The organism is Mesorhizobium sp. WSM4842 (assembly GCF_055901575.1).
Genome location: NZ_CM148372.1, coordinates 2403915 through 2429593 on the forward strand (window position 1 = coordinate 2403915; position 25679 = coordinate 2429593).

Annotated in this window: 25 protein-coding genes and 1 pseudogene; 18 read left to right on the top strand and 8 right to left on the bottom strand. The window is 61.5% G+C overall.

The features are described from left to right. Positions 1-32: 32 nt before the first annotated feature. Both AC0NIE_RS11600 and AC0NIE_RS11605 read left to right on the top strand, forming a co-directional pair. Positions 33-665, top strand: coding sequence for a CoA pyrophosphatase (locus AC0NIE_RS11600; protein ID WP_473486814.1), 633 nt, complete (start codon positions 33-35; stop codon positions 663-665). A gap of 8 nt (positions 666-673) precedes the next feature. Next, complete coding sequence (locus AC0NIE_RS11605) at positions 674-1930, top strand: CCA tRNA nucleotidyltransferase (protein ID WP_473486813.1); 1257 nt, start codon at positions 674-676, stop codon at positions 1928-1930. A 7-nt stretch (positions 1931-1937) separates the two neighbouring features. Here the strand turns inward: AC0NIE_RS11605 and AC0NIE_RS11610 are convergent, their stop codons facing one another. From AC0NIE_RS11610 to hemF, 3 genes are all read right to left on the bottom strand, one after another. Then, entirely contained in the window at positions 1938-2123 is a 186-nt protein-coding gene (locus AC0NIE_RS11610; protein ID WP_473486812.1) for a DUF1059 domain-containing protein, read from the bottom strand. Positions 2124-2373: 250 nt separating this feature from the next. Then, entirely contained in the window at positions 2374-2634 is a 261-nt protein-coding gene (locus AC0NIE_RS11615) for a DUF1344 domain-containing protein (protein WP_123149376.1), read from the bottom strand. A 246-nt stretch (positions 2635-2880) separates the two neighbouring features. Next, positions 2881-3795, bottom strand: a complete 915-nt coding sequence (gene hemF / locus AC0NIE_RS11620) for an oxygen-dependent coproporphyrinogen oxidase (RefSeq protein WP_473486811.1) — start codon at positions 3793-3795, stop codon at positions 2881-2883. A gap of 107 nt (positions 3796-3902) precedes the next feature. Between hemF and AC0NIE_RS11625 the strand changes: the two genes are divergently transcribed. Continuing rightward, a complete protein-coding gene (locus tag AC0NIE_RS11625) occupies positions 3903-4160 on the top strand; it encodes a hypothetical protein (RefSeq protein WP_192356034.1) in 258 nt (85 codons plus the stop codon). A gap of 162 nt (positions 4161-4322) precedes the next feature. Here AC0NIE_RS11625 and soxR read toward each other — a convergent pair whose 3' ends face one another. Then, positions 4323-4772 carry a redox-sensitive transcriptional activator SoxR gene (soxR, locus tag AC0NIE_RS11630; protein ID WP_473486810.1) on the bottom strand — a complete coding sequence of 150 codons (450 nt, stop codon included), beginning with the start codon at positions 4770-4772 and terminating at the stop codon, positions 4323-4325. Between the two features lie 169 nt (positions 4773-4941). Continuing rightward, positions 4942-5400: a tRNA (cytidine(34)-2'-O)-methyltransferase gene (locus AC0NIE_RS11635; RefSeq protein WP_473486809.1), complete on the bottom strand. Its 459-nt coding sequence runs from the start codon at positions 5398-5400 to the stop codon at positions 4942-4944. Positions 5401-5818: 418 nt separating this feature from the next. Between AC0NIE_RS11635 and AC0NIE_RS11640 the strand changes: the two genes are divergently transcribed. The 7 genes and pseudogenes from AC0NIE_RS11640 to AC0NIE_RS11670 all read left to right on the top strand — a co-directional run bounded on the left by AC0NIE_RS11640 (position 5819) and on the right by AC0NIE_RS11670 (position 12420). Continuing rightward, positions 5819-6271, top strand: coding sequence for a hypothetical protein (locus AC0NIE_RS11640; RefSeq protein WP_473486808.1), 453 nt, complete (start codon positions 5819-5821; stop codon positions 6269-6271). Then, positions 6255-8129: an ABC transporter ATP-binding protein gene (locus AC0NIE_RS11645; protein WP_473486874.1), complete on the top strand. Its 1875-nt coding sequence runs from the start codon at positions 6255-6257 to the stop codon at positions 8127-8129. Before AC0NIE_RS11640 ends, AC0NIE_RS11645 begins: the two co-directional genes overlap by 17 nt. Positions 8130-8154: 25 nt before the next feature. Continuing rightward, the gene (locus tag AC0NIE_RS11650) at positions 8155-10038 is read left to right on the top strand and encodes an ABC transporter ATP-binding protein (protein WP_473486873.1); all 1884 of its coding nucleotides are present in this window, start codon (positions 8155-8157) and stop codon (positions 10036-10038) included. Between the two features lie 31 nt (positions 10039-10069). After that, entirely contained in the window at positions 10070-10384 is a 315-nt protein-coding gene (locus tag AC0NIE_RS11655) for a DUF6665 family protein (RefSeq protein ID WP_473486807.1), read from the top strand. Positions 10385-10641: 257 nt separating this feature from the next. Continuing rightward, a pseudogene (locus tag AC0NIE_RS11660) lies at positions 10642-10882 on the top strand (calcium/proton exchanger); the annotation flags it as partial. A 256-nt stretch (positions 10883-11138) separates the two neighbouring features. After that, positions 11139-11663, top strand: coding sequence for a hypothetical protein (locus tag AC0NIE_RS11665; RefSeq protein ID WP_473486806.1), 525 nt, complete (start codon positions 11139-11141; stop codon positions 11661-11663). Positions 11664-11943: 280 nt separating this feature from the next. After that, a complete protein-coding gene (locus AC0NIE_RS11670) occupies positions 11944-12420 on the top strand; it encodes a histidine kinase (protein WP_473486805.1) in 477 nt (158 codons plus the stop codon). Positions 12421-12457: 37 nt separating this feature from the next. On the opposite strand, the gene ppk2 is transcribed toward AC0NIE_RS11670, so the two are convergent. Both ppk2 and AC0NIE_RS11680 read right to left on the bottom strand, forming a co-directional pair. Next, entirely contained in the window at positions 12458-13279 is an 822-nt protein-coding gene (gene ppk2 / locus AC0NIE_RS11675) for a polyphosphate kinase 2 (protein ID WP_473486804.1), read from the bottom strand. Between the two features lie 72 nt (positions 13280-13351). Beyond that, a complete protein-coding gene (locus AC0NIE_RS11680; RefSeq protein WP_473486803.1) occupies positions 13352-15058 on the bottom strand; it encodes a SulP family inorganic anion transporter in 1707 nt (568 codons plus the stop codon). Between the two features lie 395 nt (positions 15059-15453). Between AC0NIE_RS11680 and AC0NIE_RS11685 the strand changes: the two genes are divergently transcribed. Beyond that, complete coding sequence (locus tag AC0NIE_RS11685; RefSeq protein ID WP_473486802.1) at positions 15454-17004, top strand: CYTH and CHAD domain-containing protein; 1551 nt, start codon at positions 15454-15456, stop codon at positions 17002-17004. 326 nt (positions 17005-17330) lie between these two features. On the opposite strand, the gene AC0NIE_RS11690 is transcribed toward AC0NIE_RS11685, so the two are convergent. Continuing rightward, positions 17331-19205: an adenylate/guanylate cyclase domain-containing protein gene (locus AC0NIE_RS11690; protein ID WP_473486801.1), complete on the bottom strand. Its 1875-nt coding sequence runs from the start codon at positions 19203-19205 to the stop codon at positions 17331-17333. Between the two features lie 334 nt (positions 19206-19539). Here AC0NIE_RS11690 and AC0NIE_RS11695 point away from each other — a divergent pair, with 334 nt between their 5' ends. The 7 genes from AC0NIE_RS11695 to AC0NIE_RS11725 all read left to right on the top strand — a co-directional run bounded on the left by AC0NIE_RS11695 (position 19540) and on the right by AC0NIE_RS11725 (position 25660). Further along, complete coding sequence (locus AC0NIE_RS11695; protein ID WP_473486800.1) at positions 19540-20175, top strand: tyrosine-type recombinase/integrase; 636 nt, start codon at positions 19540-19542, stop codon at positions 20173-20175. Next, positions 20157-20342: a hypothetical protein gene (locus AC0NIE_RS11700; protein ID WP_473486799.1), complete on the top strand. Its 186-nt coding sequence runs from the start codon at positions 20157-20159 to the stop codon at positions 20340-20342. Before AC0NIE_RS11695 ends, AC0NIE_RS11700 begins: the two co-directional genes overlap by 19 nt. A 437-nt stretch (positions 20343-20779) precedes the next feature. Further along, positions 20780-22126 carry a tyrosinase family protein gene (locus AC0NIE_RS11705; protein ID WP_473486798.1) on the top strand — a complete coding sequence of 449 codons (1347 nt, stop codon included), beginning with the start codon at positions 20780-20782 and terminating at the stop codon, positions 22124-22126. A gap of 86 nt (positions 22127-22212) precedes the next feature. After that, complete coding sequence (locus tag AC0NIE_RS11710) at positions 22213-22872, top strand: hydrolase (protein WP_473486797.1); 660 nt, start codon at positions 22213-22215, stop codon at positions 22870-22872. 64 nt (positions 22873-22936) lie between these two features. Further along, positions 22937-23209 (top strand): XapX domain-containing protein, encoded by a 273-nt coding sequence (locus AC0NIE_RS11715; RefSeq protein ID WP_473486796.1) that lies wholly within the window; start codon positions 22937-22939, stop codon positions 23207-23209. Further along, positions 23206-25176, top strand: a complete 1971-nt coding sequence (locus AC0NIE_RS11720) for an amidohydrolase (protein WP_473486795.1) — start codon at positions 23206-23208, stop codon at positions 25174-25176. Before AC0NIE_RS11715 ends, AC0NIE_RS11720 begins: the two co-directional genes overlap by 4 nt. 46 nt (positions 25177-25222) lie before the next feature. Then, positions 25223-25660, top strand: coding sequence for a DoxX family protein (locus AC0NIE_RS11725; RefSeq protein WP_473486794.1), 438 nt, complete (start codon positions 25223-25225; stop codon positions 25658-25660). Positions 25661-25679: the final 19 nt, after the last annotated feature.

Sequence of the window (25679 nt, forward strand, 5' to 3'; positions counted from 1 at the left end):
ATGGACCGGGGCATGATGGACCGGGTGACGCTATGGACCAAGTGACGCCGGCGCCGTTTTCCGCCGCGGATTTTCGCGCTCGCGTCGCGGCACAGCCGCTGGCGCATGCCGCCGACGATTATGGCGACCATCGCTTCAACCCCGGCCATCCGCGTTTGAAGCTCGCAAAGGCGCTGCGCGATGCCGCGGTGCTGATCCCGGTGGTCGATCACGGACGCGACGCCACGGTTCTGCTGACCAAGCGGGCGGAAAAGCTCCGCAACCATTCGGGGCAGGTGGCCTTTCCCGGCGGCACGATCGACCCGAGCGATGCGAGCCCGGAGGCGGCGGCCTTGCGCGAGACATTCGAGGAGATCGGTCTCGGCCGGGACCGCATCGAGATCATCGGCCGCATGCCCGATTATGTCTCCGGCAGCGGCTACCGGATCGCACCGGTGCTGGCAATAGTGCGGCCGGGTTTTTCACTGACGCTGAATTCCGAGGAGGTCGACGCCGTCTTCGAAGTGCCGCTGCGCTTCCTGATGGATCCGGCCAACCACGGCCGCGACAGCCGGATGTGGAACGACCTCGAATGGGTCTTCTACGAGATGCCCTATGGCGGCCAGCGGATCTGGGGCGTCACCGCCGGCATCATCCGCACGCTCTATGAAAGGCTCTATACGTGAGCGGCCGGATGTCGCTCGCGGGCAAAGCCGACTGGCTCGGCGAACGGCACCTGCAGCGCCTGCTGGCGGCGCTGGCGGATGGCGGCGAGGAGGCGCGTGTCGCCGGCGGCGCGGTGCGCAATGCGCTCATCGGCCAGCCGGTCGCCGACGTCGATATCGCCACCACGACCGTGCCTGATGAAACCATCCGCCGCGCCGAGGCGGCGGGCTTCAGGGCCGTGCCGACCGGCATCGAGCACGGCACCATCACGATTGTCGCCGGCGGGAAGCCGTTCGAGGTGACCACGCTGCGTGCCGACATCGAGACCGACGGACGGCGGGCCAAGGTGTCGTTCGGACGAGATTGGAAGGCCGACGCGGAACGGCGCGATTTCACCATCAACGCGCTCTATGCCGAGGCCGACGGCACGATCGTCGACCTGGTCGGCGGCGTCGCCGACCTCGAGGCGCGCCGGCTGCGCTTCATCGGCGATCCGGAGGCGCGCATCCGCGAGGATTATCTGCGCATCCTGCGCTTTTTCCGCTTCTTCGCCTGGTATGGCGACGGCCGGCCGGATGCCGAAGGGCTGAAGGCCTGCGCCCGGCTCAAGGAGGGGCTCGGCCAACTCTCGGTCGAGCGCGTCTGGTCCGAGCTGAAGAAGCTGCTGTCGGCCCCCGATCCATCGCGCGCTTTGCTGTGGATGCGCCAGGCCAGCGTGCTCACCAGCGTTCTGCCGGAGAGCGAGAAATGGGGCATCGATGCGATCCATGCGCTGACCAGGGCCGAGAAGGATCTAGGCTGGACGCCGGACCCGCTGCTCAGGCTGGAAGCGATCGTGCCGCCGGACGCCGCGCGGCTGAAGATGCTCGCTGAGCGGCTGAGATTCTCGGTCAGCGATACCGGCCGTCTGAGGCAGTGGGCGCTGACAGCGCCTGTCGAGCCGAAGACGACCGAAGCCGAACTCGCAAAACGGCTCTATCGTGGCGATCATCAGGGCCTTGTCGATCGCTTGCGGCTGTCGCTCGCTTCCGCTCGAGCCCGCGCCGTCGAGGACAATGACGCGCTGCTCGAAGCCGGCGGCTTCTCGCGCCTGCTGGCCTTCACCGGAAAGTGGAAAAAGCCCGTTTTTCCGCTCAAGGGCGCCGATCTGACGACGCTTGGCGCGTCGCCCGGACCGAAACTCGGCGCAACCTTGAAGAACCTCGAAAACGACTGGATCGAGTCCGGCTTTGCGCTGGATCGCGGCGCGCTCCTCAAGCGCGCCGCAGAAGCATTCGAAAGTTAGGCAAAAGTCAGGCCGCGTCGCGGGGTTTTTCGATGCGCGAACGGATGGCTTCGATCATCGTCTCGCGGATGATCGTCTCGCCATGCGTCTCGCGCATGTGCTCGACCGCACGACGCATGACTTCGGCTTCCTCTTCGGCGCGCGTATGCCAGTCACAACCCGGAACGAGCGAGCCGCAGTGGAATTCTTTCATCGGATTTCTCCCTTTTCCTCCCCGGAGCGCCGCCCATTTGCTTGAACGCGGAAGCTCCAGCACCTTTGATGGACGCATGATCCCTGTCTGAAACCGGGTGTCGGTATTCGGGTCATGCGCTGGCCGAGCAAGCATAACACGGTCGAATGGTTTTGGTTGCCGCAAAGACCGAAAAGGCGGAGCATCGCTGCTCCGCCCTCTTAACACTACCCCGGAGGCAAGACCTCGTCTTGCTCCAGCGGGCAGGCGATCACTTCATGATCCTGACTGCCTCGGCAATTTTGTGCTTGCCGCTCATGTCCCAGGAAACGCGGACCTTTTCGCCGGCCTTCAGGCCAGGATTCTTGAAGGCCTTGGGCAGCGTAAAGGTAGATCCGTTATCCAGAACAAGGCTCATGGCCGTTCCATCATAGGTCTTGACCGTGCCCGTGGTGTGCTTGACCGCTGCGAAGGCAGCGCCACCAGAGGCAAGAACGGCGGCAGCCGCAACCGACATAATAAGCTTGCGCATGGCATGCTCTCCTGGAAAATGAGGGCACCATTTTGGGAAGGTGCCCCACTCAATCATGGGCCGTCCGGTCGCGTCGGGTCGCGGTTCTAGGGAGGATGAACCGCCGGCGTTTCCCGGCCCGGAACGAAAAATAGCCCTGTTTTTTCAAGTGGATATTAGACGAAAAAGATATTCTGCGCGCCACATTCGCCGCCAAAATCAAACGATTTGGACCTCATTGCGGCTCACGTCCGACTCACCGAGATTTTACGGCCATTTCACTTCCGGCGGCAGGCTGGACAGGATCGAGGCGACGTTGCCGCCGGTCTTCAGTCCGAAGATGGTGCCGCGATCGTGAAGCAAGTTGAATTCGACATAGCGGCCGCGGCGAATGAGCTGTTCTTCACGGTCGCCGTCGGTCCAGTTGTCGTTGAAATTGGCCCGCACGAGATGTCCGTAGACGACGAGAAAAGATCGCCCGACATCCTGGACGAAGTTGAAATCGGCGTTCCAGCCGCCTTTGTCCTCACCCGAATGCAGCCAATCGAAGAAGATGCCGCCGGTGCCGCGCGGTTCGTCGCGGTGCGGCAGATAGAAATACTCATCGCACCAGGCCTTGAATTTCGCGTGGTCGGCGACGCCGGCGTTCTTCTCGCAGGCGAATCGCATGGCCCGGTGGAAGGCAATCGTGTCCGGGTCATCCTGGGTGCGGCGACGATCGAGCACCGGCGTCAGGTCGGCGCCGCCGCCGAACCACTGGCGCGAGGTGACGACCATGCGCGTGTTCATGTGCACGGCCGGCACGTTGGGGTTCCACGGATGAGCAATCAGCGAAATGCCGCTCGCCCAGAAGCGCGGGTCTTCCTCGGCGCCCGGCATCTGCTTCCTGAATTCCGGCGAGAACTCGCCATAGACGGTGGAGGTGTGGACGCCGACCTTCTCGAAGACGCGGCCACGCATCATCGACATGGTGCCGCCGCCGCCCTTGCCGGCGTCGCGCTCCCACGGCGTCTTTTCGAAGCGGCCGGGCGACCATGAAGCCTGCGGCCCCTGCAGGTCCTGCTCGATCTGCTCGAAGGCGGCGCAGATGCGCTCGCGCAACGTCTCGAACCACAGCCGCGCCTTCCTCTTCTTCTGTTCGATGTCGGCCGGCAGCCCCGCCGCTATTTCGGGTCGTTGCAAATGCTGTCTCCGGTTGTGGGGCGCGTGCCCCGACAAATGACTCGTCTTTTCCGGCCGCGATCCCTAATCTCTTAGGTGCAAGGGTCAAGTGTGAATGGAGTTCTTTCGTGCGCACCCCGGCAAGACCGCCGCTGGATGGCCTGAAGAAGAGGCTCGACCGTTCGCGCGCCGAGCGCGCGCGCATGCCGCGCGACGGGTTCCTGCGCGAGACCTTCGTCCTGCCGCGTTCCGATGCGCGGCTCAAGGCGAAGGAGTGGTTCGAACGCTTTCCCAAGCAGGCCTACTGGACCGAAATCGAAAGCTGGTTCGAGCGGCCGGGCGACGTCATCGAATTCACCATCAGGCGGCTGCCGGCTGCGGATTAGAACCTGGCGGGACGTACCTTCCCCAGGCGAATTGCCAAGGCCGGCGCTGCCCCTCATTGTCCTGCCGGACATTTCTCCCCGTATAGTGACGGGGAGAAAGGACACCGTCGTCAATGGTTTCGCCAATCAGCCACGCCGCAGAATTGAGGGGCAGCGCTGGCGTCAGCGGGATGAAGGGACCACTAGTCTTCTAGCCCCAGTCCCTTCCTTCGCCAGCCGGTCGCCCTTGTTCCGCAGCGGGCATTTGTCGATCGACATGCAGCCGCAGCCGATGCAGTCGGTCAGCCCGTCGCGCAGCTTCTTCAGCTGGGCAATCTTGCGATCGAGCTGGTCGCGCCAGGCCGTTGAAAGCAGGTTCCAGTCCTCGCGCGTCGGCGTGCGGCCGTCAGGCAGCGATTCCAGTGCGGCACCTATCTCGGCCAGCGAGATGCCGACCTCTTGCGCGATCCTGATGATCGCCACACGTCGCAGCACGTCGCGGCCGTAGCGTCGCTGATTGCCTGATGTGCGGTGGCTGCGGATCAGTCCGCGCGCCTCGTAGAAATGCAGCGCCGATACCGCCACCCCGCTCCGCGTGGCCACCTGGCCGACCGTCAGTTCCGTCACCGCCATTCGAATTTTCCGCTTGACCTCAAGTTAAGTTGAGCTTGTAACGAAGAAACCCTTGACATGCAAACCGCAGGAGAAGGCGATGTGCGCCTGGGTGAGAATGACAAGAGAGGGTGCGGTCGTCGGCCAGAAAGCGGCCGTGTTCGCTGCGCCCACTGACGGTCTGCGAATGCTATCCGAGCTGCCGGATCGCCTCGCCGGCCACCATGGCGACGGAAAGCGCGACGTTGATGCTGCGCGTGCCCGGCTGCATCGGGATGATCAGTCGCGCATCCGCCGCGTCGTGGACAGGATCCGGCACGCCTGCGGATTCACGGCCGAACAAAAGAATGTCGGCGTCGGCGAAGACGAAATCCGTATAGGCGGTCGCAGCCCTGGTCGACAGCAGCACCAGCCGCCGCGCTTCGGCTCTGCGCCAGTTCTCGAAGGCGTGCCAGTCGACATGCCGGGTCAGCGCCGCCATTTCGAGATAATCCATGCCGGCCCGTTTCAGCGCACGGTCGGAGAGCGGGAAGCCGGCCGGTTCGATGATGTCGACGACGAGACCGAGGCAAGCCGCGAAGCGCAGGATTGTCCCGGTGTTGCCGGCGATATCCGGCTGGTAGAGCGCGATGCGGAGACGGTTGTTCATTTCCGCATCCTGCTAATAAGTGGCAGATCGGCCACAGCAGGTTCGCGGTTTTGGAAATTGCTGGACTGGCGGGTGGTCATTTTCTGCGAAGTCGGCTATACGCCGGGCATTGTCAACCCGAACCGATGGAGGGGTAATTCATGATGATCATGCACATCCAGCGCCCCTCTTGTGGGCTTACCAGCCTGCCGGCGGTTTCGGTACGACGATTCTCCTGACTTTTTAGACTTCGATCGCACCGATTCTTAGCCGAAACCCTTTTTTCGGCCTTCGAAGGAATCCTGCGATGTTTTTCAAGCTGTCGAAGGGGCTGAACGCCCCACCTGAACACGCCGCTGTTCAATCCCCGCCTTTCGCCGGCCATTCGCGCGCGAACAGGCCTGACTTTTTTCCGTATTTTCACATGGAGGACGGACCGATGTTCGATCCCTGCAAGATTCCCGGCTCAAGAAACCTGCACGAGCGCAGAATGGCGACCTGGGCGCTTTTGATCGGCGAAACCTATTCGTCTGCGGCTCACGCCGAGACCCGCCGGCGCCCGCATCGCGGCATGCTGCCGGACGTCGATTTCTCGCGCGCGGTTCCCGACCGCAGCCGGCCGTCGCTGGTGCGCCGGATCATCAGGCTGATCCGGCCTGGCGCAGAGACCGTCGCGACACTCCGGGTCGTCGACACAGCGCTGTCAGGATCGTCAAACGAGCCTGTCGGCGAAAAGCCCGCGACAACCTATATTGCGCGAAGCAGGACCGGCGGCCCGGGTGATTCCGGCACGCCGGTCTTTGACGCTACGCGCTCCAAAGATGCCACGCGCTCCGCGCCGCGTGAGCGAAAACAAGCACATGAGTACCAAGACAATGTTCCGCTGGTTTGAAACAAGGCTCGATCCGTTCCCTGCCGAGGAGCCGGTCGAGCCGCCGAAGACGCTGATCGCCTTCTGCGTGCACTATACGCGCGGTGCCTGGCCCTACATCGCGATCGATGCGATGCTGGTGACGGCTATCGCCCTTGCCGAGGTGTGGATGTTCGGCTTCATGGGCCGGATCGTCGACTGGCTGTCGGCGCAGAACCGCGAGACATTCCTGCAGACCGAGGGCTGGAAGCTCGCCGGCATGGCTTTCATCGTGGTGTTCGCGCTGCCGGCGACGGTCTGGTTTCGTTTGCTCCTCAGCCAGCAGACGCTGATGGGCAATTATCCGATGCGTATCCGCTGGCAGGTGCATCGCTACCTGCTCAAGCAGTCGATGAGCTTCTATCAGGACGAGTTCGCCGGGCGCATCGCGACCAAGCTGATGCAGACCGCGCTCGCCGTGCGTGAGTGCGTCATCAAGCTCATCGACGTGCTCAATTATGTCGTGGTCTATTTCCTCGGCATGCTGTTCATCGTCGGCTCGGCCGACTGGCGGCTGGCGGCACCGCTTGCCGTCTGGCTTGCCGGCTATGTCTTGCTCTTGCGCAATTTCATCCCGCGATTGGGCAAGGTCGGCGAGGAGCAGGCCAACGCGCGCTCGACCATGACCGGCCGCGTCGTCGACAGCTACTCCAACATCCAGACGGTCAAGCTGTTCTCGCATGCGCGCCGCGAGGCGTCCTTCGCCCGGGAAGGGATGGCCGGCTTTCTCGATACGGTCTACCGGTCGATGCGGCTGGTGACGCAGCTCTACGGCCTGCTCTACATGCTGAATTCGCTGCTGTTGTTCTCGGTGACCGCGATCTCGCTGTGGCTGTGGCTCGGCCAGGCGGTGACGATCGGCGCCGTCGCCCTGGTCATCGGCCTCGTTCTTCGGCTGTGGGGCATGTCGCAATGGATCATGTGGGAGATGTCCACCCTGTTCGAGAATATCGGCACGGTGCAGGACGGCATCAGCTCGATCTCGCTGCCGCGTGTCGTCGAAGACAGGCCTGGCGCCAAGGACATTGCCGTGACCAAGGGCGAGATCCGTTTCGAGGACATCCGCTTCCACTACGGCAAGCAGAAGGGTGTGATCGAGAGCCTGTCGCTGACGGTGAAGCCGGGCGAAAAGGTCGGCATCGTCGGCCGCTCGGGGGCCGGCAAGTCGACGCTGGTCAACCTTCTCTTGCGCTTCTACGACCTTGAAAACGGCAAGATCCTGATCGATGGCCAGGAAATCGCGGCGGTGACGCAGGATTCACTGCGCGCCCAGATCGCCATGGTCACGCAGGACACCTCGCTGCTGCATCGTTCGGTGCGCGAGAACATCCTTTATGGCCGGCCGGACGCCAGCAACGAGATGCTGGTCGAGGCAGCACGCCGCGCCGAGGCACTTGATTTCATATCAAGGCTTTCGGACGCCAGTGGCCGCACGGGTTTCGATGCGCATGTAGGCGATCGCGGCGTCAAATTGTCCGGTGGCCAGCGGCAACGCATTGCCATTGCCCGCGTTATGCTGAAGGACGCGCCGATCCTCATTCTCGACGAAGCGACGTCTGCGCTTGATTCCGAGGCCGAGGCCGCCATCCAGGAGAACCTCTACCAGCTCATGCAAGGCAAGACCGTCATCGCCATCGCGCACCGGCTCTCGACCATCGCGGCGATGGACCGGCTCGTTGTCATGGACAAGGGCCGCATCATCGAGGAAGGTTCGCATGAGCAACTCGTCGCCGGCGGCGGGCTCTATGCGCAGCTTTGGCAGCGCCAATCGGGCGGCTTCCTGCTCGACGACGGTGCTGCCGCCAACGATGCCATCGCTAGGGGTCAAGCAGCAGAATGATGGGCAGCAGAATGATGGCCGCCGAATGATGATTGCCGTCTATCGCTGGTTCGAGAACTGGGTCTATCCGTTCAGGGAGCCCGCGGGGCTTCGGCCACCGGTCAGCGTCAGGGGTTTCCTCTGGCACTATGTCGGCCAGGCGAAGGTCGCCTTCTTCGCCATGCTGGTCATCGGCGGTATTGCGCCGCTGGTCGAGGCTGGACTGTTCTACTTCGTCGGGAGGCTGGTCGACATTCTCGACCAGCTCCCCGGCGAGCGCAGCTGGGATGCGCTGTGGACTGCCGCCGGTCCCGAACTTGTCTTCATGGCCGCCGTGGTGCTGGTCGTCCGCACCATCGTCGTCGGCCTGGCGGCGCTGGTCGACGAGCAGACCATCACCCCCGGCTTCTACAATCTGGTGCGCTGGCAGGCGCACCGTCATGTCTCGCGCCAGTCCTACGCCTTCTTCCAGAACGATTTCGCCGGCCGCATCGCGACCAAGGTCTGGCAGGCGGGGCAGGCGACCGGCGATTTGATGGAAAGCTTCATCGCGGTCGTCTGGTTCATGGTCGTCTATACGGTGACGACGCTGGTGCTGGTCGCCGGCCTCGATTTGCGGCTGGCGGTGCTGGTGGTGATCTGGATCACCGCCTTCGGCTGGCTGGCCAACCGCTATCTGCCGGCGATACGCAAGCATGCCGAGGAAACCGCCGAGGCCGGTTCGATGATCACCGGCCGCATCGTCGATTCCTATTCGAACGTGCAGACGCTGAAGTTGTTCTCCGCCGACGGCGACGATCGCTACATCAGGAGCGGCTTCGATATCTATCTCGAAGCGCTGCGCCCGTTCACCCGCAGGCTGACCGGCGTGCGCATGGCGCTGACGACGCTGTCGGGGATCATGATCACCGCGATCGCCTGTTTTGCCGTCTATCTCTGGCTCGAAGGCTCGATCACCGTCGGCGCCGTCGCCTTCACGCTGTCGCTGGTGCTGCGGCTCAACATGCTGCTCGGCCGGCTGATGATGCAGCTCAACGGCATCCTGCGGAATCTCGGCGTGCTGGAGAACTCCAAGGCGCTGATCTCGCAGCCGCTCGGCCTGACCGACGCACCTGACGCCAGGGAGCTTGTCGTCGCCGGCGGCCGCATCGACGTGAAACAGGTCGAGTTCCACTACGGCAAGGGGTTCGGCGTGCTCAATGGAATCGACCTTGTCGTGCGGCCGGGCGAGAAGGTCGGGCTGGTCGGGCCGTCGGGCGCCGGCAAAACGACGCTGGCCAATCTGATCCTGCGCCTCTACGACCTCGAGGCCGGCAAGATCACCATCGACGGCCAGGATGTTTCAAAGGTGACGCAGGATTCGCTGCGCGCCAATATCGGCGTCGTCAGCCAGGATACTGCGCTTTTCCACCGCTCGCTTCGCGACAACATCAAGCTCGGCATGCCGGACGCGACCGACGCCGAGGTGGTCGCGGCCGCGAAGAAGGCCGAGGCGCACGACTTCATCCTCGACTTGCGCGACAATCGTGATCGCCGGGGCTACGAGGCCTTTGTCGGCGAGCGCGGCGTGAAATTGTCTGGCGGCCAGCGCCAGCGCGTGGCGATCGCCCGCGTCTTCCTCAAGGACGCGCCGATCCTGATACTCGACGAGGCGACGTCGGCGCTCGATTCCGACATCGAGGCGGCCATCCAGGAAAATCTGGCGAGGCTGATGGAGAACAAGACGGTCATCGCCATCGCGCACCGGCTGTCGACCATCGCGGCACTCGATCGCCTGGTGGTGCTCGACGGCGGCCGCATCGTCGAACAAGGCACGCATGACGAACTGGTGGCGCTCGACGGGCTCTATGCGCGGCTGTGGAAGCGGCAGTCCGGCGGCTTCCTATACAACGAGGAGAGCGTGCTGGAGGAGACGCGGCCGGCGGAGTAGGGCCAGATTTCAGCAAAAACCGGAGTGGATCATGTCGGTGCGAATGCCATCGAATTTCGGACGGTCGGGAGCGCGGGAGAGCGCGCTCGACCTGCTCGGCCATGAAATCCTCGGCGAAAAGGCGGCGGCGCTCGGCCGCGCCGGCCGGCGCGTGGATGAAACGCTGGCGCGGTTGCGTGAACATGGCGATGAGGGCGAACAACGTGCCCGGCTGCTCAAGGACGCTGCGGAGGCCGTCCACGGCTATTTCATCCAGCGCGAATTGTGCGGCTTGCGCAAGCACGACGCGGTGATCCGGGAATACAACATCCCCAAGGCCGTGCTGGCCAGGCTCGGTGCGAAATAGACAATAGTGTTGAAAATCTGATGGTACCGAAGACGAAATACCGATTTCGACCCGTTCCAGTCGTCCAGATTCGCTCGCGCTACGGAATAAGTTGACCCGAAGCCGCCCTTCATCAGCCCATTTCGCTGCCTGATAGCTGACATTTTTGGCAACCAGCACTGATGGCTCGGAAGCCTGCTAGCGGGGTTGAAGCCATGGACCAGCCAGCGCTCGTTCTAAGACAAGCAGTATTTCGCTGATCGTATCCATGGCCCCCCTTGCTCAAAGAAATCCGTGACAATCCCGTTCTCTGGTTGTTGGCCTTTGTGCCTGCGGTGTTCGTCGCCCAAGCACTCGAGCCCGAAGCACACACGCTGCTTTTTGTGCTTTCCGTGCTGGCGATCGTGCCGCTGGCCGCGCTGCTGAGCTACGCCACCGAGTCGGTGGCGACCAAGACGGGCGATACGGGTGGGCGGCCTTCTCAATGCGACGCTGGGCAACCCCACCGAACTGATCATCTACTCACTGGGTCTGGTATTCTCGCTTAAAACGCATCGGGAGTTTTCGGCGGCGGGGATCCCCATCCGGACGCAGGCGAATCGATGTTGCCGGCGCCCGTAGCTCTGGGGACGGCGGCCTGTCTGACCGTCAAAGGTTCGGAGCGGCTTGAGACAATTTGCCGGTCTCGGGAACAAAATTTGGATCGACGACGTTTCTTCCAGTTAATGACGACGTTTCGCATACGGCAAACATTGCCACCAGCGAGGACGCGATCATGAGGTTCCTGTCAGGCATAGCGACCTCCCTGGTCGCCACTTTTGCACTTACGAGCACTGTTCCAGTTGATGCCGCACCGATCTTCGTGCCCAGGGCACAAAGCGCGCGGTCCGATGTCATCCAAATTCGAGATGGCTGGTACAGGGGTTATCGCGGCTACCGCCACTATCGTCCGGGATACCATAGGCACAACGACTTTTGGTTCCCCGCCGGCGCATTTGTCGCTGGAGCGCTGCTCGGCAGCATGATCGCCAACAACAACGGCTACTACGGCGGGTATTACCGAAGCGGCTTCTACGGCGATCCGTATTACGGCGGACCCTATTACGGCAGACCTTATTATGGCAGACCTTATTATGGCGGATCCTATTATGGCGGATCCTATTATGGCGAACCGTATTACCGCGACCGGTATTACCGCAACCGGTATTATGGCGACCGGTATTATGGCAATGGGTATCACTCAAACAGGTCCTATCGCCCATGCTCGCCCCGGGAAGCCGATTCCGGTAATTGCTACTAGCGCGGCCTGTCGCGACACATTCTACGCCTATCGCGAATTTGACCTTGATGTGCCCACATGGCATCATGGAATGGTAGCTGGACTGCGAAGACAAGACTTCTTGCCGCGGCGGCCGATCCCTTCAACGTGCGGCTGGCAGCCTGCCTCAGTCGACTACCCTGCTGATTTACGTCTTGCGGTTGGGTGGGCATGAACTGAGGCCATCGAACGAGATCGACGCTGGCAAAACGCCGTTCATCTTCGGTGTCGAATACTCAAACTGTTTTGGGAGGATCAAGAAATGGCCAACATCAAAGACACGGCTTTAGACATACATACGCCGCCGCCGAGTGCGGATCAGCTTCGTATGGCCCTCCTGCAAGAGCAAATGGAGGAGGCAGACAAGGAAGAAAAGCTGCGAGCGCGGAAGAATGAGGAACTCACGAAGTTCACAAACAGCTTCCTAAAGGACCAAGTGAGTGATGATGAACTTGCAATGGTTCGCCGCCTCGTGATGAATGCCGTCAAGAATGGCAAGTACGAAGCACTAGTATACAGCTTTCCGTCGGACCTTTGCACCGACAGCGGCCGGGCTATCAACAGTGCTGATCCGCAATGGACTGAAACGCTACAGGGTAAGGCCAAGCAGTTGTACGAACGTTATGTTAAGAATGCGAAGCCGCAAGGTTACAAACTCAAGGCCATGATTATTAACTTCCCCGGCGGAATCCCTGGCGACGTCGGCTTCTTCTTAAATTGGGAGCCCGAAAGCAAATAGGAACCGGTAATGGTTCTGAACTGCGTGTATAGCTGGGTCAAAGCACGTCCGGCACCACGTTGCGCGGAGTTGCATCGTCCACGAAGTTGTCGGGCCGCTTCTGGCGTTTGCTGAAGTTAGGTTTTTCGAACTCGACGCGCTCATAGGGGATGGAGCTCAGAATGTGCGAAATGCAGTTGATGCGCGCGCGCTTCTTGTCGTTTGACGGCACAATCCACCAGGGCGCATGCCTTGTGTCTGTTGCACGGATCATCTCGTCGTAAGCGCGGGTGTAATCCCACCAGCGGTTGTACGATTCGACATCCATCGGGCTCAGTTTCCACTGTCGAACGGGGTCGTCGGCCCGCTGTCGGAAACGCCGCTCCTGTTCTTCCTCACTCACATCGAGGAAGTATTTGAGCAACGTTATGCCGCTTTCGACAAGGGTGGCTTCAAAACCTGGCGCCTGTTCGAGAAAGCGCCGCACCTGCTTCTCGCTACAGAAGCCCATGACGCGTTCAACGCCAGGACGGTTGTACCAGGAGCGGTCGAATATCACGATCTCGCCTCCGGCGGGCAGGTGCTGGACGTAACGCTGAATGTAGATCTGGGTCTTCTCCCGATCGGTCGGAGCCGGCAGGGCGACGACGCGGAACACTCGTGGGCTGACGCGCTCGGTGATGCGCTTGATCACGCCGCCTTTCCCGGCGGCGTCACGGCCCTCGAAAATGATCAAGATGCGGGCACCAGACTTCTTTACCCAGGCCTGAAGGTGGGAAAGCTCGACCTGCAACCGGGCGAGTTCTTTCGCATATTTTTTTCCTCCCGATTTCCCCTCGATCGGTTCGGAAATCGTGGCCGCCTTGTCCTTCTTACCCATGTTTTCCTCCCTTTGCGCACAACGATTAATATGACAGTTAAGTGAGAGCAGGACACGGTCCGCCTCGATCTGTCATGCCTGGGCCTCGAACGCATGATACGCGTCCTCAAGAATGTCGAAGACCATGTCGGAGCCAATGCGCTCGATCACGCCGGCGCGAACAAGGATATCGCGCGCTTCGGCGTGAAGCTCCGCTACGCCAAGCCTGATCCCGCGATTGCGCAATTCGTCACATAGCTCCTCCAGCATTGCCGCTGCCGAGCTGTCGATCTGGGAAATTGCACTTGCATCAATCAGCAGCCAGCGTGTGTCGGCCGGCAATTCCTCGGCAAGGGACCGCAGCCGCGATGCGACGTAGTCGGTGTTGAAGAACAGCAGGCTGCCTTGAATGAGGCATACGGCGAGGCCGGGTACCTGACGGGCCTCGGGCGTTCGATGCAGTTTGTAGAAACCGTCATGGCCTGGAACACGGCCGAGCATAGCGTCGCGGGGAAACATCAGCTTGCGCAAAACATAGACCAGCGTCGCGCCGATCGCGATGACAACGCCGTTGAGGACGCCTAGGCTGATCGGTCCCCACATCGCAATGATCGCGAAGACGAACTCAATGCGGCTGACGCGCCAAATCTGCCGAAGGGCGGCGAGGTCGATCAGGTTGATGGCGGTTGCCGCTAGAATGGCACCGAGCGCGGGGATCGGGATAATCCTGAGGGCCGGCCCAAGAAACAGCAGTGTCGCGATCAACGTCGCGGCGGCCACAATACTTGTCACTTGCGAGCGCCCGCCAACGGTCAGGTTGACTGCCGTGCGCGAGTCGGAAGCTGTAACCGGGAAGGCGCCGAAAAGGCCAGCGGCTATATTCGCAGCACCAAATCCGATGAGTTCGCGGTTCGGATCGACCGGGTAGCCGCCCTTTGCCCCAAAGCTGCGGGCCGTAATAACGCCCGCGCCGTAGCTCACGAGGAAGATCGCCGCAGCGCCCAGGGCCAACGTTTCGAACGGAAGGTCAGCGATCCGTGGCAACGTCAGCGAGGGCAGACCCGTAGGGATATCGCCGACCACAGCGATGCCGCGTCCTTCAAGGTCTAAGACCGCCGAAAGCACCACGGAGAGCACCACAACCAGCACTGGCCCGGGAACCGGAAAGCGAATGATCCGCACGATCTGCAACAAACCGAACATCCCCAAGGCAAGCACGAGAGACGGCCAATGTATCGATCCGGCCTTGCGCAGAAGTTCGAGGACCGGTCTGAGCAGACCTTCCGCCTCAATGTCCACCCCGGTAAAGCGATCGATCTGCCCAACCAGGATCGAAAACGAGACGCCGATGAAGAATCCCGTCAGGATGGGACGCGACAGGAAGGTCGCAAGAACGCCGAGCCGAAGCACCCACGCCGCCAAGCAAAACAAACCCACGCCAAGCGCGAGGATTGCAGCGACCGCAGTGCGGTCCACTGCAAGTCCGGCTGGTATGCTCGCTGTAACGGCGACCAAAGCCGCCCCAAGCACCGTCATCGTTGCCGCGTCCGGACCGACTATGAGCTGACGCGAGGGGCCAAAGAACGCGTAGGCGATCAGCGGCGCTATGCTGGCGTAAATGCCGGTCTCAGGCGGCAGCCCCGCTATCGCCGGATAGGCGATGGCACTGGGAAGCCCAACTGCGGCAACGGCGAGCCCGGCGGAGACATCGCTTCGGATCCAGCCCGGCTGATAGCCTGAAAGGCTAGCGAGCACCGGGAAGCGCAAGGCCCGCCGAGTGGCGTCCTTACTAGCCGGCATGTATCAGCAACCTTTCATATCTTCAGGCATTTTCAGTGCCGGTTTCCATGGTGTGATATGGTAAATCGGCATCTTGACAGAATACACCTTATGCCGCGCAAAAGCTGGCCCTATTCGCTGTCAATTTCATTTTCCATGTCAGTTGAGCGAGATCGTCCGTAGAGGTCCGCTCATGATGCAGTGGACGGCTCTTCGACAAGCGTTCAGCCTCTTTGGCTGAAGGAATCGGAGAAGAAAAGACGCTCCAGTGCTCAGTTTCATCCTCTCCGGCGCGCCATACAAGATGGGCCCCACAACTGCAGCACGCGACAGCTTCCCGTGTTACACCCTGCCGTCGCTAGCGGGTGCGTGCCGGATGCGTTAGCGCTGTAACAAAGCTGTCGCAAATCTGTCACATGCGCGAAATTGAGTTGAAATTTCTCCTCGACGAACTGACGTCGAGCGAGCTTTGGCGGCGCGCGAAGGCGCTGAAGCTGGCCAGCGGCAGCCCAAAAACGAGAACGCTCAGAAGCATCTATTTGGACACTCCCGAACACGCGCTGAAGAAGGCGGGGATCGCGTTTAGGCTCCGGCGCGACGGGCGGCGATGGATACAGACTGTCAAGACCAGGGCCGAGCTGCATGGCGGCCTCTCGCAGGTTGGCGAGGTGGAGAACCCGGCTCCGGGTGGGCGGCTGTGCCTCGAAGCGATTCCGGACGCAGCAGTCCGAGAGGAGGTCGTCCATCGCGTGAGTGGCGCGCCGCTTCAGCCGGTCTGCGAGACCGTGATCAGGCGCTCCGCCAGCGAACTTTCGCTTGACGACGGCACACGCGCGGAGTTGGCAATCGACGTCGGCGAAATCCGCGCCGGCGAGCGTTCGGCCAAGTTGCATGAAGTGGAGATCGAACTCATCGAGGGCAGCCCCGGCGGATTGTTCGACATCGCGCACGCGCTGTTTCCCGATGGGGGCTTGAGGTTCTCCCGGCTTTCCAAGGCGGCGCGCGGCTATCTGCTCGCCGAAGAGGGACGGATCGATCTGCCGCTTGCACCCCGAAACGCGGTGAACGTCGCGCTCGATCCGGCTCAGATCGCCGAGCAGGCGGCGCGCGACATGCTGCGCGAATGCCTCGACCAGATCGCCACGAATATCACGGTGGTTCGGCAACTGGATGACCCCGAGGGACCGCATCAGTTGCGGATTGGTTTGCGCCGCTTGCGCAGCGTGTATTCCGTCTTCGCCGCCGTGGTCAGGAGTCCGGAAACGGCACGTCTCAATGACGAGGCCCGCTGGCTTGGCCAGGAGGTCGGGCGTCTCAGGGATCTCGACGTGGTGGCGAACGATATCGTGCAGCGAGAGGCAGTGGCTCATCCGGATGAAGCCGGACTCTCCGCCCTTTCGCATGCGCTCTCACAGCAAGCGGCGGAGCTGCGCGAGCCCCTTCGCAAACTTCTCGCCGCCGGGCGCGTACAGGCGTTCCTGATCGATCTGGCGCGGTTCGTGGAGACCCGAGGCTGGCTCGTTCCGCAGGATTTCGACCAGACCGGACGGCTGGCGGCGCCGGTCGCGGAGTTGGCCAGCCAGGCGCTCGGCAAGCGCTGGAAGAAGGTTGGCAAGCGTGCACGCGGACTTGAGACACTGACAGTGGAGCAGCGCCACGAGTTGCGGAAGGAGCTCAAAAAATTGCGCTATGCGGTCGAGTTCTTCTCTCCCTTGTACCCGGCCAAGCGTGTCGATCCATTCCTGAAACGCTTGAAGAAACTTCAGACGGTCTTCGGCGATCTGAACGATGCGGCGACCGTCAGAACCATGCTGTCGGGAGCGGAAGCGCCCGGCGCTGGTGGTCCGGACACGCAGCGTGCCGTCGGATGGGTGATCGGGGCGAGCCAGGCGCGCGCCGAATTTGGCTGGGTCGGCGCAAAGGCCTTGTGGCGAAACCTCGAAGAGACCCGCGCCTTCTGGAAGTGAGGGCTGGTTTGTTGCCTCATGCTGCTATGTGGTAACTTTCCGAACACCGGCAAGGCCACAATGAGCAGCAATCGCAGCTTGATGCCGAACCGTACCTCTGACCGCCCGGCATAACGGGCACTAGCCTAAGATAGGCACGTTCTCGGAAGAGATCAGGCAACGGCGGCAATGAGGCGCGATCGCGTCATTGCTCGACGCGAAATCGTGAACCTCGCCTTTCCATTTTCCTGGCAGAAGGTCATGAAAGCCGTGGAAGGTCGTCGTTCGCCTTCTCGGGAAGACGGAGCGAGAAGCGGCAATAAGGAGGCATTTCAGTTCACCTTTCGCTATCCCGCCAGTGCAAGCAGCTTCTGATAGCGGGGATGGCTACGGATAGGGTCAAGATCGGAATCGTTCTTGAACCGCAGCCTTAGGTCAGGCCCCACCTGCTGCAAGTACGTCTCCAGAAGGTCGATCGCTCGGTCGGGCTCCCCCAGCAACGAATAGACACAAGCAGCGTTGTAGCGAGCACCACTGTCGTCGGGATCGATCGCTAGCGCTCGCGCGAGCCATTCTTTCGCGTGGTCGCCTTCACCCAATGTCACGAGCGCAGCTGCGGCCATCTGTGCAGCCTTGGATTCTTCCGGATGCAGGTTGAGAGCCTCTTTGGCTCGCTTAAAGCCGAGGCGCGCATAAGTTTCCATTTCCTGAGTGCGCCCGAGCGATCGCAGGATATTCAAGAGGAGACACGGGGAAAGATAGTCGTCGGGCTTTAATTCCAGAGCGCGAATGTAGTGCTCCGCAGCCCTCTGGAAGTCACCTGCGGTCACACAGAAGTCCGCATAATGATAATGCGCTTCATGGCAATTGGGGTCGAGGGCAAGCGCCCGCTGGAAAGCGGAGGGCGCCTCGGCGCGGCGGTCGGCTACCATCAGGGCATAGCCGCGCGCGGCATGAGCCTCAGCTAGATTCGGGTCTATTGCCAGGGCGTTGTCAATGGTCGCCAGGATTTCATCGACGGGCATCCTGACGCCGTGCTTGGAATAGAGACGCGAATCGCACTCGGCGATGCCGGCATAAGCACGGGCATAGCGCGGGTCCAATTCGACAGCTCTTGCGAACATTCGTCGCGCAAGCGTCAGCGACGATCTTGTCCCTGAGTGAAAGATTTGGCGGCCTCTCAGATAATGAGTGTAGGCCTCGACGCTGTCGGTCGGCGACTGCTCGATTGTTTTCTTCTCCTGCGGCAGAAGCTTGACCTTGAGTTGCTCGACGATGGCGTGGGTGATCTCGTCCTGAACAGCGAAGATGTCAGAGAGGTCGCGGTCGAAGCGGTCCGCCCACAGGTGGCCGCCGGTCGAGCCGTCGATCAACTGGGCGTTGATCCTGACACGGTTTCCGGCCTTGCGGACGCTACCCTCGACCAGATACGCAACGCCCAGTTGCTTGGCGATGCCTTCCAGGTCGACGGCCTTGCCCTTGTAGGTGAATACCGTGTTGCGGCCGAGCACGAACAGGCCCGAAACCTTCGAGAGGTCGGTGATGATGTCCTCAGTGATGCCGTCGCTGAAGAATTCCTGCTCAGGGTCGTTGCTCATGTTGGTAAAGGGGAGGATCGCCACCGACGGCTTGTCGGAGCGCATCCGTGACTGACTGTCCGTCGCGGCCCGGGGGGCGCCATCCGCAGGTGGGCTCGCAAGATTGACAAAATAGACATGCACGGGCTGGACGATGTTCTTGACGGTCTTCTGACCCTGGTCGACGAATTCCAATTCGAGCTTGTGGCCGACCTGGTTGCGCACCACCGCCGAGCAGGCAATCCCGCCCGGGCGGGCAAGACCTTCGAGCCGTGCCGCCAAGTTGACGCCATCGCCATAAAAGTCCTCGCCGTCGACGATAATGTCGTCCAGATGGATGCCGATGCGGAATTTGATGTGCCGGTCCTCGGGGACGCCGGCATTGCGCTCGAGCATGCCGCGCTGGATTTCAACAGCACAGCGCGCTGCGTTGAGGACGCTGCCGAACTCGACCAGAAAGCCGTCGCCCATCACCTTGAAGATGCGCCCACCGTGCTTGGCGACGGTAGGATCGAAGAACTCACGGCGATGCTGGCGGAGCGCTTCCAAAGTGCGCTCTTCATTTGCCTCCATCAGCCGGCTGTAGCCAACGACGTCGGCAGCCAGTATGGCTGCCAGCCGACGCTCAACATACTCCTCGCCCATGGCTGTGCTGGTACCTCCAGGGCCCATTTCTACTAGCCTTCGCAATTATTGGCTAACGCGATTTAGAGGCCCGTGGATTGCACGTTTTGGTCGACTTGCGCCGTTGGGCGCTCGAGTTCGAACGACTGGAGCGGGTCGGCTCGAGCCCTTGCGCGAAGGTCAGCTTCGGAAAGCGCCGGGAATGTCAAGAAATGGCGCGTCCTTCCTGTTCGCAGACCGGAAGAATTGACCCTTGGACCAAGCCGCTCGCGCGGCAATGGCGCCCGTGGTGAGGGTGCAGCAATGATCTGAACGCCGTGCATTTGTGGGTTTGCGGTCCTGGCTGACGATTGGGGTGTTCTCAATCATCAGACAGAAGGTTCCCATGACAGAGGAGAGGACCACCCCGCTGCGCGAGCGGACGATCGAAGACATGCGCATCCGCGGGATGGGCGACAAATCCCAGCAGGCTCATATCCGAGCCATCAAGGATTTCGCCAGGTTTCTAAAGCGATCTCCGGACACGGCGACGCCGGATGACCTGCGCGCCTACCAGTTGCACATGGCCAATGCGGGGATTACCCCGCCCACCTTCAACGCCCGCATCGTGGCGCTGCGGTTCTTTATCGGCATCACCTGCGGCCGCGAGGACCTGAAGCGGCATATGCAGTTTCGCCGCCAGCCGCAGAAGTTGCCCGTGGTCTTGAGAATCGAGGAGGTTTCCAACCTGCTGATGGCGGCCCCGGGGCCGGGCCTGAAGTATCGCGCGGCACTCAGCATCTCTTATGGAGCCGGGCTGAGGGCGTCAGAGGTCTGCAATCTCAAGATCGGCGACATCGACAGCGACCGCGCGCGACGACTCCAACAAGCCGCCGCACCCGGTTTCCAGGCCATTCGTCGGGCAACGTTCCGCGCTACCTTCTCGCCATGGCGATCAACAGTCGCTAGTATCCTGGCCGATAGAGGGTTCCAATGCTGGACAACATCATAACGTGGTTCAAGGCGACGTTCGGGCATAGGCACCAAACCCACGCCCTCACCCAGCGAGGGCAGGCCAAGAAGGACAAGTCCTTCTATAGGACGTTGGCCATCGACGGGAAGCGCCATGCCACCGCCCGAGAAGAGCAGGCCAAAAGAGACAAGAAGGATCGCGATTAGCGCTAGCTGCCCGATCGTATCAAGGTCTGTCAAATAATATAATCGCCTTTTCACAGGGGCTTCTTCTTTCGCTTCCGACGAAACTGTCAGATCTCGGACCCCGGATCACAGGGCGCCGGCACGGCGAGGAACCTGTGAGCGAGATCGACCATTTCTATGCCTGTCCCATGTGCTTCTATGCCCGTCCGATGTGCGGCCAGGCCGTCGATCTCCGGGATCTACACGTGCATCGACGTAAATTACCTCCCGCTCCCGTCTCCGTCTAACGTAGCTTTCTCGCGCTGATTAAGGCACTCGAGCACTCGGCGGAAGGCGGCGGCCTCGTCTATGCGGCCGGCCCTTATAAAGAGTATTGTGCCGCAGCGTAAGCCGATCCCTTCGGTGGTGGTCGCAAGTGTGGACGCTTGCCAGCTGCTAGAAGACGACGGAGAAGTGACATGGCACCTGATGACAAGAGTCCAGCAGCTGCACTTGCCGAAACATCTCTGAGCGACGTTGGGCGTCGCCGCTTGCTCGCAGGCGCCGCCGCTGCAGTGTCCGGCATTGCGCTCGGCTCGCTCGGAGCGACCCAATGGACGTCGGCCGCGACAGCGCCCCAAGGTATTCCGGTGCGTCGAAGCATCGGCGGGTTGGCCGCCAACGATCCTTACGTCCAACTGTTGAGGGACGGGGTGGGCATGCTACGCAAGCGAAGTGTGCGTAGTCCGCTTGACCCCACTGGTTGGGATGCCTTGTCCGTGCAGCACGCGCTGTTCTGCTCGTCGGTAAGCCCTGACCTGCAGGTGCATTGGGGATGGGACTTCCTTACCTGGCATCGCGTGTTCCTGTGGTCGCTCGAGCGCGTGATGCGCGATGCGCTGAAGGAGCCGCAGTTCGCGCTTCCATACTGGGACGCTACGCGCCACCGCCGCATTCCAGCCGCGTATTGGGGCAACGACAATCCACTCTTCGATACGACGCGGGAAATGAGCCCCGACGACGAGTTGCCCGACGACTTTCTAGATGTCGAAGGCGCCCTCTCGCTGGAGTCGTTTTACGCGTTCGGGGGGTACCCTTACGACAACGCCAGTGGCGACATGATCGAAGGCAACCTAGAGCAGAGTTTCCACAACAATGTGCACAACTGGGTGGGCGGCAACATGGGCATGTTTGCCACTGCCGGTTTCGAGCCGCTGTTCAGTGCACATCACGGCAACGTGGATCGTATGTGGGAGTTATGGCGGTCCACGCGGGGCGCAGCGGGAGATCCGAGCGAGGAAGCTTGGAGAACGCGTAGCTACCAGATCGTCAACGAGAAGGGTCATCTGGAGACGATCGCGGTAAAGGATCTGCTTGATACACGAAAGCTTGGCTATGTCTTCGACGAATATGCAATCCAGCCGCGCAAGCTGCCCGATCCCGTGTTGAAAGACGGAACCGGAGTCACATTGGCGGTGGAAGGCAGCTTCAAGAGCGCCACGCGCATACCGCGGGTATTGCGGTTCGAGCGATCGAATGTGGTGATCCATCCACTGTGCTGTCGTGTCTTCCTGCGCTCACGGAAAGATCCCAAAAATGCCTCCTACGGGGGCACGTTCACTATACTTCCCGTGCAGCGAGGCGGCGTGCGCGGGCTCGATCGCAACGTCATCATGCAACTGGCGTTGTCCGAGGAAGTGCGCCAGAAGTTCAGCGGCGCGGGCGATGTGGAAGTCGTAATCGTGGGTGTGCCGCTCAAGGGACGGAATATCCCGCTTGAGCCGGTGCCGCTCGCCAAAGCAACCCTGGCTGACAGCATCATCTAAGCCGCTGGTCGCGGCGGTGGGCTGCCATCGCTGCCTCTGCGTTCCTAAGCAGCCCGGAAAAATCCTTTAGGGAGGAGCACTGACCCATGCCGAAAGCCACCCCGACCCCAGGCAAAGGCCTGATCTCACCCAACGACCACACTCTGATCCTGATCGACTTCCAGTCCCAGATGGCATTCGCGACGCATTCGATCGATGCCGTTACGCTCAGAAACAACGCGGCCCTGGTCGCTCATGGGGCCGCCGGCTTCGGCGTCTCAACTATTCTCACCACCGTCGCGGAGAAGAGTTTCTCCGGGCCAATGTTCGGCGAGATCGTGGATGCATTCAAAGGTCAGGCAATGCTCGACCGTACCTCGATGAATACCTGGGAGGACGCCGCCGTCATCAAACGCGTCAATGAGATCGGCAAAGGGCGTTTAGTCATCGCCGGCCTGTGGACCTCAGTATGTATCGTCGGACCCACGCTGTCTGCGCTCGAACAGGGCTTCGAGGTGTATGTGATTTCCGACGCCTGCGGCGACGTTTCTGCTGAGGCGCACAACCGCGCGATGGACCGCATGGTCCAGGCGGGCGCCCGGCCGATGACCTCGCTCCAGTATCTGCTGGAACTGCAACGCGATTGGGCCCGAGGCGAAACCTACGAACTCACCACGGGCATCGCAAAGCAATTCGGCGGCGCTTACGGACTCGGCATCATCTACGCCAAGTCCATGCTTGGCGAGCACGCCAGCGAGGCGGGCTAAGCGAACCAAATACCCGTTCGGTATCCTGCCGGATGCCGCCTCAAGCAAGCGAGGGGTGAATGACATGAAGCTCTATTTGATTTTGCTTTCCGCCGGCATTCTGGTCGGTGTGATCTACGCGCTCCTCAACGTCCGATCTCCCGCGCCACCGATCGTGGCCCTGGTCGGGCTCCTCGGCATCCTGATCGGCGAGCAGGTGGTGCCGATCGCCAAGAGGCTGCTTTCCGGCGATCCCGTGACGACATCCTGGCTTTCCTCCGAGTGCGCGCCCCATGTGCTCGGCGAGTTGCCCTCGCGGCCCTCATCGTCGGTACACCAGGCGGACACGCTGTCATGAGCCTGACCCGCCGAACCCTCAATGCCGGAGCCGCAGCGCTCGGTGCCTCAGCCTTGATTGGCGGAGCCGCCCGTCGTTCATCCGCTCAGACGGAGTCTTCGATGAAAGCAGATCTCATCCTGGTCAACGGCCGCTTTTCGACGCTCGATAGCGCCAATCCAAACCCCGACGCCGTGGCGATCGCGGACGGCAAGTTCGTAGGGGTAGGAACCGAGCAGGACATGCGAGCGCTTGTCCGTCCGGATGCACAGGTGATCGACCTTGGCGGACGTCGTGCGATCCCCGGCCTGATCGACAGCCACATGCACATCATTCGCGGCGGGCTGAACTACAACATGGAATTGCGCTGGGACGGCGTGCCCTCACTGGCAGACGCCATGCGCATGCTCAAGGAGCAGGTTCATCGCACGCCCCCGCCGCAATGGGTGCGTGTTGTCGGCGGCTTCACCGAGCATCAGTTCGTCGAGAAGCGGCTGCCGACGATCGACGAACTGAATACTGTCGCTCCCGATACGCCCGTCTTCATCTTGCACCTCTATGATCGCGCCTTGCTCAATGCCGCTGCATTGCGGGTCGTGGGGTACACCAAGGAGACGCCGAACCCGCCAGGGGGCGAAATCGTGCGTGACGCCAACGGCAATCCGACCGGCCTACTCTTGGCGCAGCCCAACGCCGCGATCCTCTACGGCACGCTGGCCAAGGGCCCGAAGCAGCCACCGGAATACCAGAAGAACTCGACGCGCCATTTCATGCGCGAGGTCAACCGTCTTGGCGTGACGAGTGTGATCGATGCCGGCGGCGGTTTCCAGAACTATCCAGACGATTACAAGATCGTTGAGGAACTGCATGGCGAAGGCCTGTTGACCATCCGGATCGCCTACAATCTCTTCACGCAGAAGCCGAAGGAAGAGCTCGCCGATTTCCAAAGCTGGTCTGGGCAGGTCAAGCCGGGACAAGGCGATGACACCTACCGCCACAATGGCGCCGGCGAGATGTTGGTCTACAGCGCGGCCGATTTCGAGGATTTCCGCGTCGAGCGGCCGGACATGCCTGCGAACATGGAGAGCGATCTCGCGCCGGTCGTCAGGCTCCTGGCCGAAAACCGCTGGCCGTGGCGGCTGCATGCCACCTACGACGAGACAATTTCCCGAGCGCTCAATGTGTTCGAGAAGGTGAACAAAGACGTTCCTTTCGAGGGCCTGCATTGGTTGTTTGATCACTGCGAGACGATTTCGGATCGCAACATCGACCGTATCGCGGCACTTGGCGGCGGAATCGCCGTGCAGCATCGCATGGCCTTCCAAGGTGAGTATTTCGTCGAGCGTTACGGCAATAAGGCCGCGGAGCACACGCCGCCCATCCGCCGGATGCTCGCGGCGGGCGTCCCTGTGGGAGCCGGCACCGACGCCACGCGGGTGGCTTCCTACAATCCCTGGGTCTCGCTGTCCTGGCTCGTGACGGGCAAGACGTTGGGCGGCCTGTCGCTCTATCCGAGCGCGAACCGCCTCGATCGCGAGGAGGCGCTTCGTCTCTGGGCGCAAGCCAACACCTGGTTCTCAACCGAACTGGACAAGAAAGGGCAGATCAAGGCAGGGCAACTCGCCGACCTGGCGGTCCTTTCCGACGACTATTTCTCCGTGCCGGAAGACGCAATTCAGGACATCACCTCGGTGCTGACCCTGCTCGGCGGCACGCCTGTCTACGCAGACGGCGACTTCAAGGACCTCGCTCCGCCCTTACCGGCGCCGATGCCCGACTGGTCGCCGGTCAGGAGCTACGGCGGCTATCAGAAGCGGGCCGATGCCGGCGGCATGCAGAAATACGCCCTCGCCGCCACGGCCTGCGGCTGTGCACGGTCGTGCAACGTGCACGGTCACGCCCACGCCGCGGCGTGGGGGTCGAACGCGCCCGCTTCAGACTTGAAGTCGTTTTGGGGTGCGCTGGGCTGTGCCTGCTGGGCTGTTTGAGCCGGCTTTGAATGGCCCGGATCTACGAAGTGGGGACAAGACAAAGATGGATTTTCTCAAAGACCTGGAAACTAGACTTGCCGCGGTGTTCCGGCCTGTATTTGGCTCGTCCGCCCTGTACTGGATTGCACTCCTTGGCTTGTGCGCCGCCTATCTGCAAGGCGGGTTCAACAAGGCAACGGACTTTTCGGGCGCCATTGCCGAGATGCAGCATTTTGGCCTCGAACCCGCAGCCTTGTTCGCGATCGCGGTCATCTTGTTCGAAATCGGCGCGGCGGCCATGATCCTCACAGGCTTCTACCGTTGGATCGGTGCATTGGGTTTGGCGGCGTTCACGCTGATGGCTACGTTCATCGCCCTTCGCTTCTGGAAACTGCCTGTCGGCCAGGAACGCTTCATGGCCGCAAATGCCTTTTTCGAGCATCTCGGCCTCGTGGGCGGCTTCCTGCTCGTGGCCTGGCACGACCTCAACAAAGATGAATGAGGGCCATGGGCGCTTGATC

Coding starts and splice junctions, on each gene's coding strand:
- AC0NIE_RS11665 (WP_473486806.1), top strand. CDS start 11,139: ATGAGGTTCCTGTCAGGCATAGCGACCTCCCTGGTCGCCACTTTTGCA.
- AC0NIE_RS11635 (WP_473486809.1), bottom strand. CDS start 5,400: ATGAACAACCGTCTCCGCATCGCGCTCTACCAGCCGGATATCGCCGGC.
- AC0NIE_RS11600 (WP_473486814.1), top strand. CDS start 33: ATGGACCAAGTGACGCCGGCGCCGTTTTCCGCCGCGGATTTTCGCGCT.
- AC0NIE_RS11720 (WP_473486795.1), top strand. CDS start 23,206: ATGAGCCTGACCCGCCGAACCCTCAATGCCGGAGCCGCAGCGCTCGGT.
- AC0NIE_RS11690 (WP_473486801.1), bottom strand. CDS start 19,205: ATGGGCGAGGAGTATGTTGAGCGTCGGCTGGCAGCCATACTGGCTGCC.
- AC0NIE_RS11685 (WP_473486802.1), top strand. CDS start 15,454: ATGCGCGAAATTGAGTTGAAATTTCTCCTCGACGAACTGACGTCGAGC.
- AC0NIE_RS11645 (WP_473486874.1), top strand. CDS start 6,255: ATGTTCCGCTGGTTTGAAACAAGGCTCGATCCGTTCCCTGCCGAGGAG.
- AC0NIE_RS11710 (WP_473486797.1), top strand. CDS start 22,213: ATGCCGAAAGCCACCCCGACCCCAGGCAAAGGCCTGATCTCACCCAAC.
- AC0NIE_RS11680 (WP_473486803.1), bottom strand. CDS start 15,058: ATGCCGGCTAGTAAGGACGCCACTCGGCGGGCCTTGCGCTTCCCGGTG.
- AC0NIE_RS11610 (WP_473486812.1), bottom strand. CDS start 2,123: ATGAAAGAATTCCACTGCGGCTCGCTCGTTCCGGGTTGTGACTGGCAT.
- AC0NIE_RS11615 (WP_123149376.1), bottom strand. CDS start 2,634: ATGCGCAAGCTTATTATGTCGGTTGCGGCTGCCGCCGTTCTTGCCTCT.
- ppk2 (WP_473486804.1), bottom strand. CDS start 13,279: ATGGGTAAGAAGGACAAGGCGGCCACGATTTCCGAACCGATCGAGGGG.
- AC0NIE_RS11725 (WP_473486794.1), top strand. CDS start 25,223: ATGGATTTTCTCAAAGACCTGGAAACTAGACTTGCCGCGGTGTTCCGG.
- soxR (WP_473486810.1), bottom strand. CDS start 4,772: ATGGCGGTGACGGAACTGACGGTCGGCCAGGTGGCCACGCGGAGCGGG.
- AC0NIE_RS11705 (WP_473486798.1), top strand. CDS start 20,780: ATGGCACCTGATGACAAGAGTCCAGCAGCTGCACTTGCCGAAACATCT.
- AC0NIE_RS11605 (WP_473486813.1), top strand. CDS start 674: ATGTCGCTCGCGGGCAAAGCCGACTGGCTCGGCGAACGGCACCTGCAG.
- AC0NIE_RS11700 (WP_473486799.1), top strand. CDS start 20,157: ATGCTGGACAACATCATAACGTGGTTCAAGGCGACGTTCGGGCATAGG.
- AC0NIE_RS11650 (WP_473486873.1), top strand. CDS start 8,155: ATGATGATTGCCGTCTATCGCTGGTTCGAGAACTGGGTCTATCCGTTC.
- AC0NIE_RS11670 (WP_473486805.1), top strand. CDS start 11,944: ATGGCCAACATCAAAGACACGGCTTTAGACATACATACGCCGCCGCCG.
- AC0NIE_RS11655 (WP_473486807.1), top strand. CDS start 10,070: ATGTCGGTGCGAATGCCATCGAATTTCGGACGGTCGGGAGCGCGGGAG.
- AC0NIE_RS11640 (WP_473486808.1), top strand. CDS start 5,819: ATGTTCGATCCCTGCAAGATTCCCGGCTCAAGAAACCTGCACGAGCGC.
- AC0NIE_RS11715 (WP_473486796.1), top strand. CDS start 22,937: ATGAAGCTCTATTTGATTTTGCTTTCCGCCGGCATTCTGGTCGGTGTG.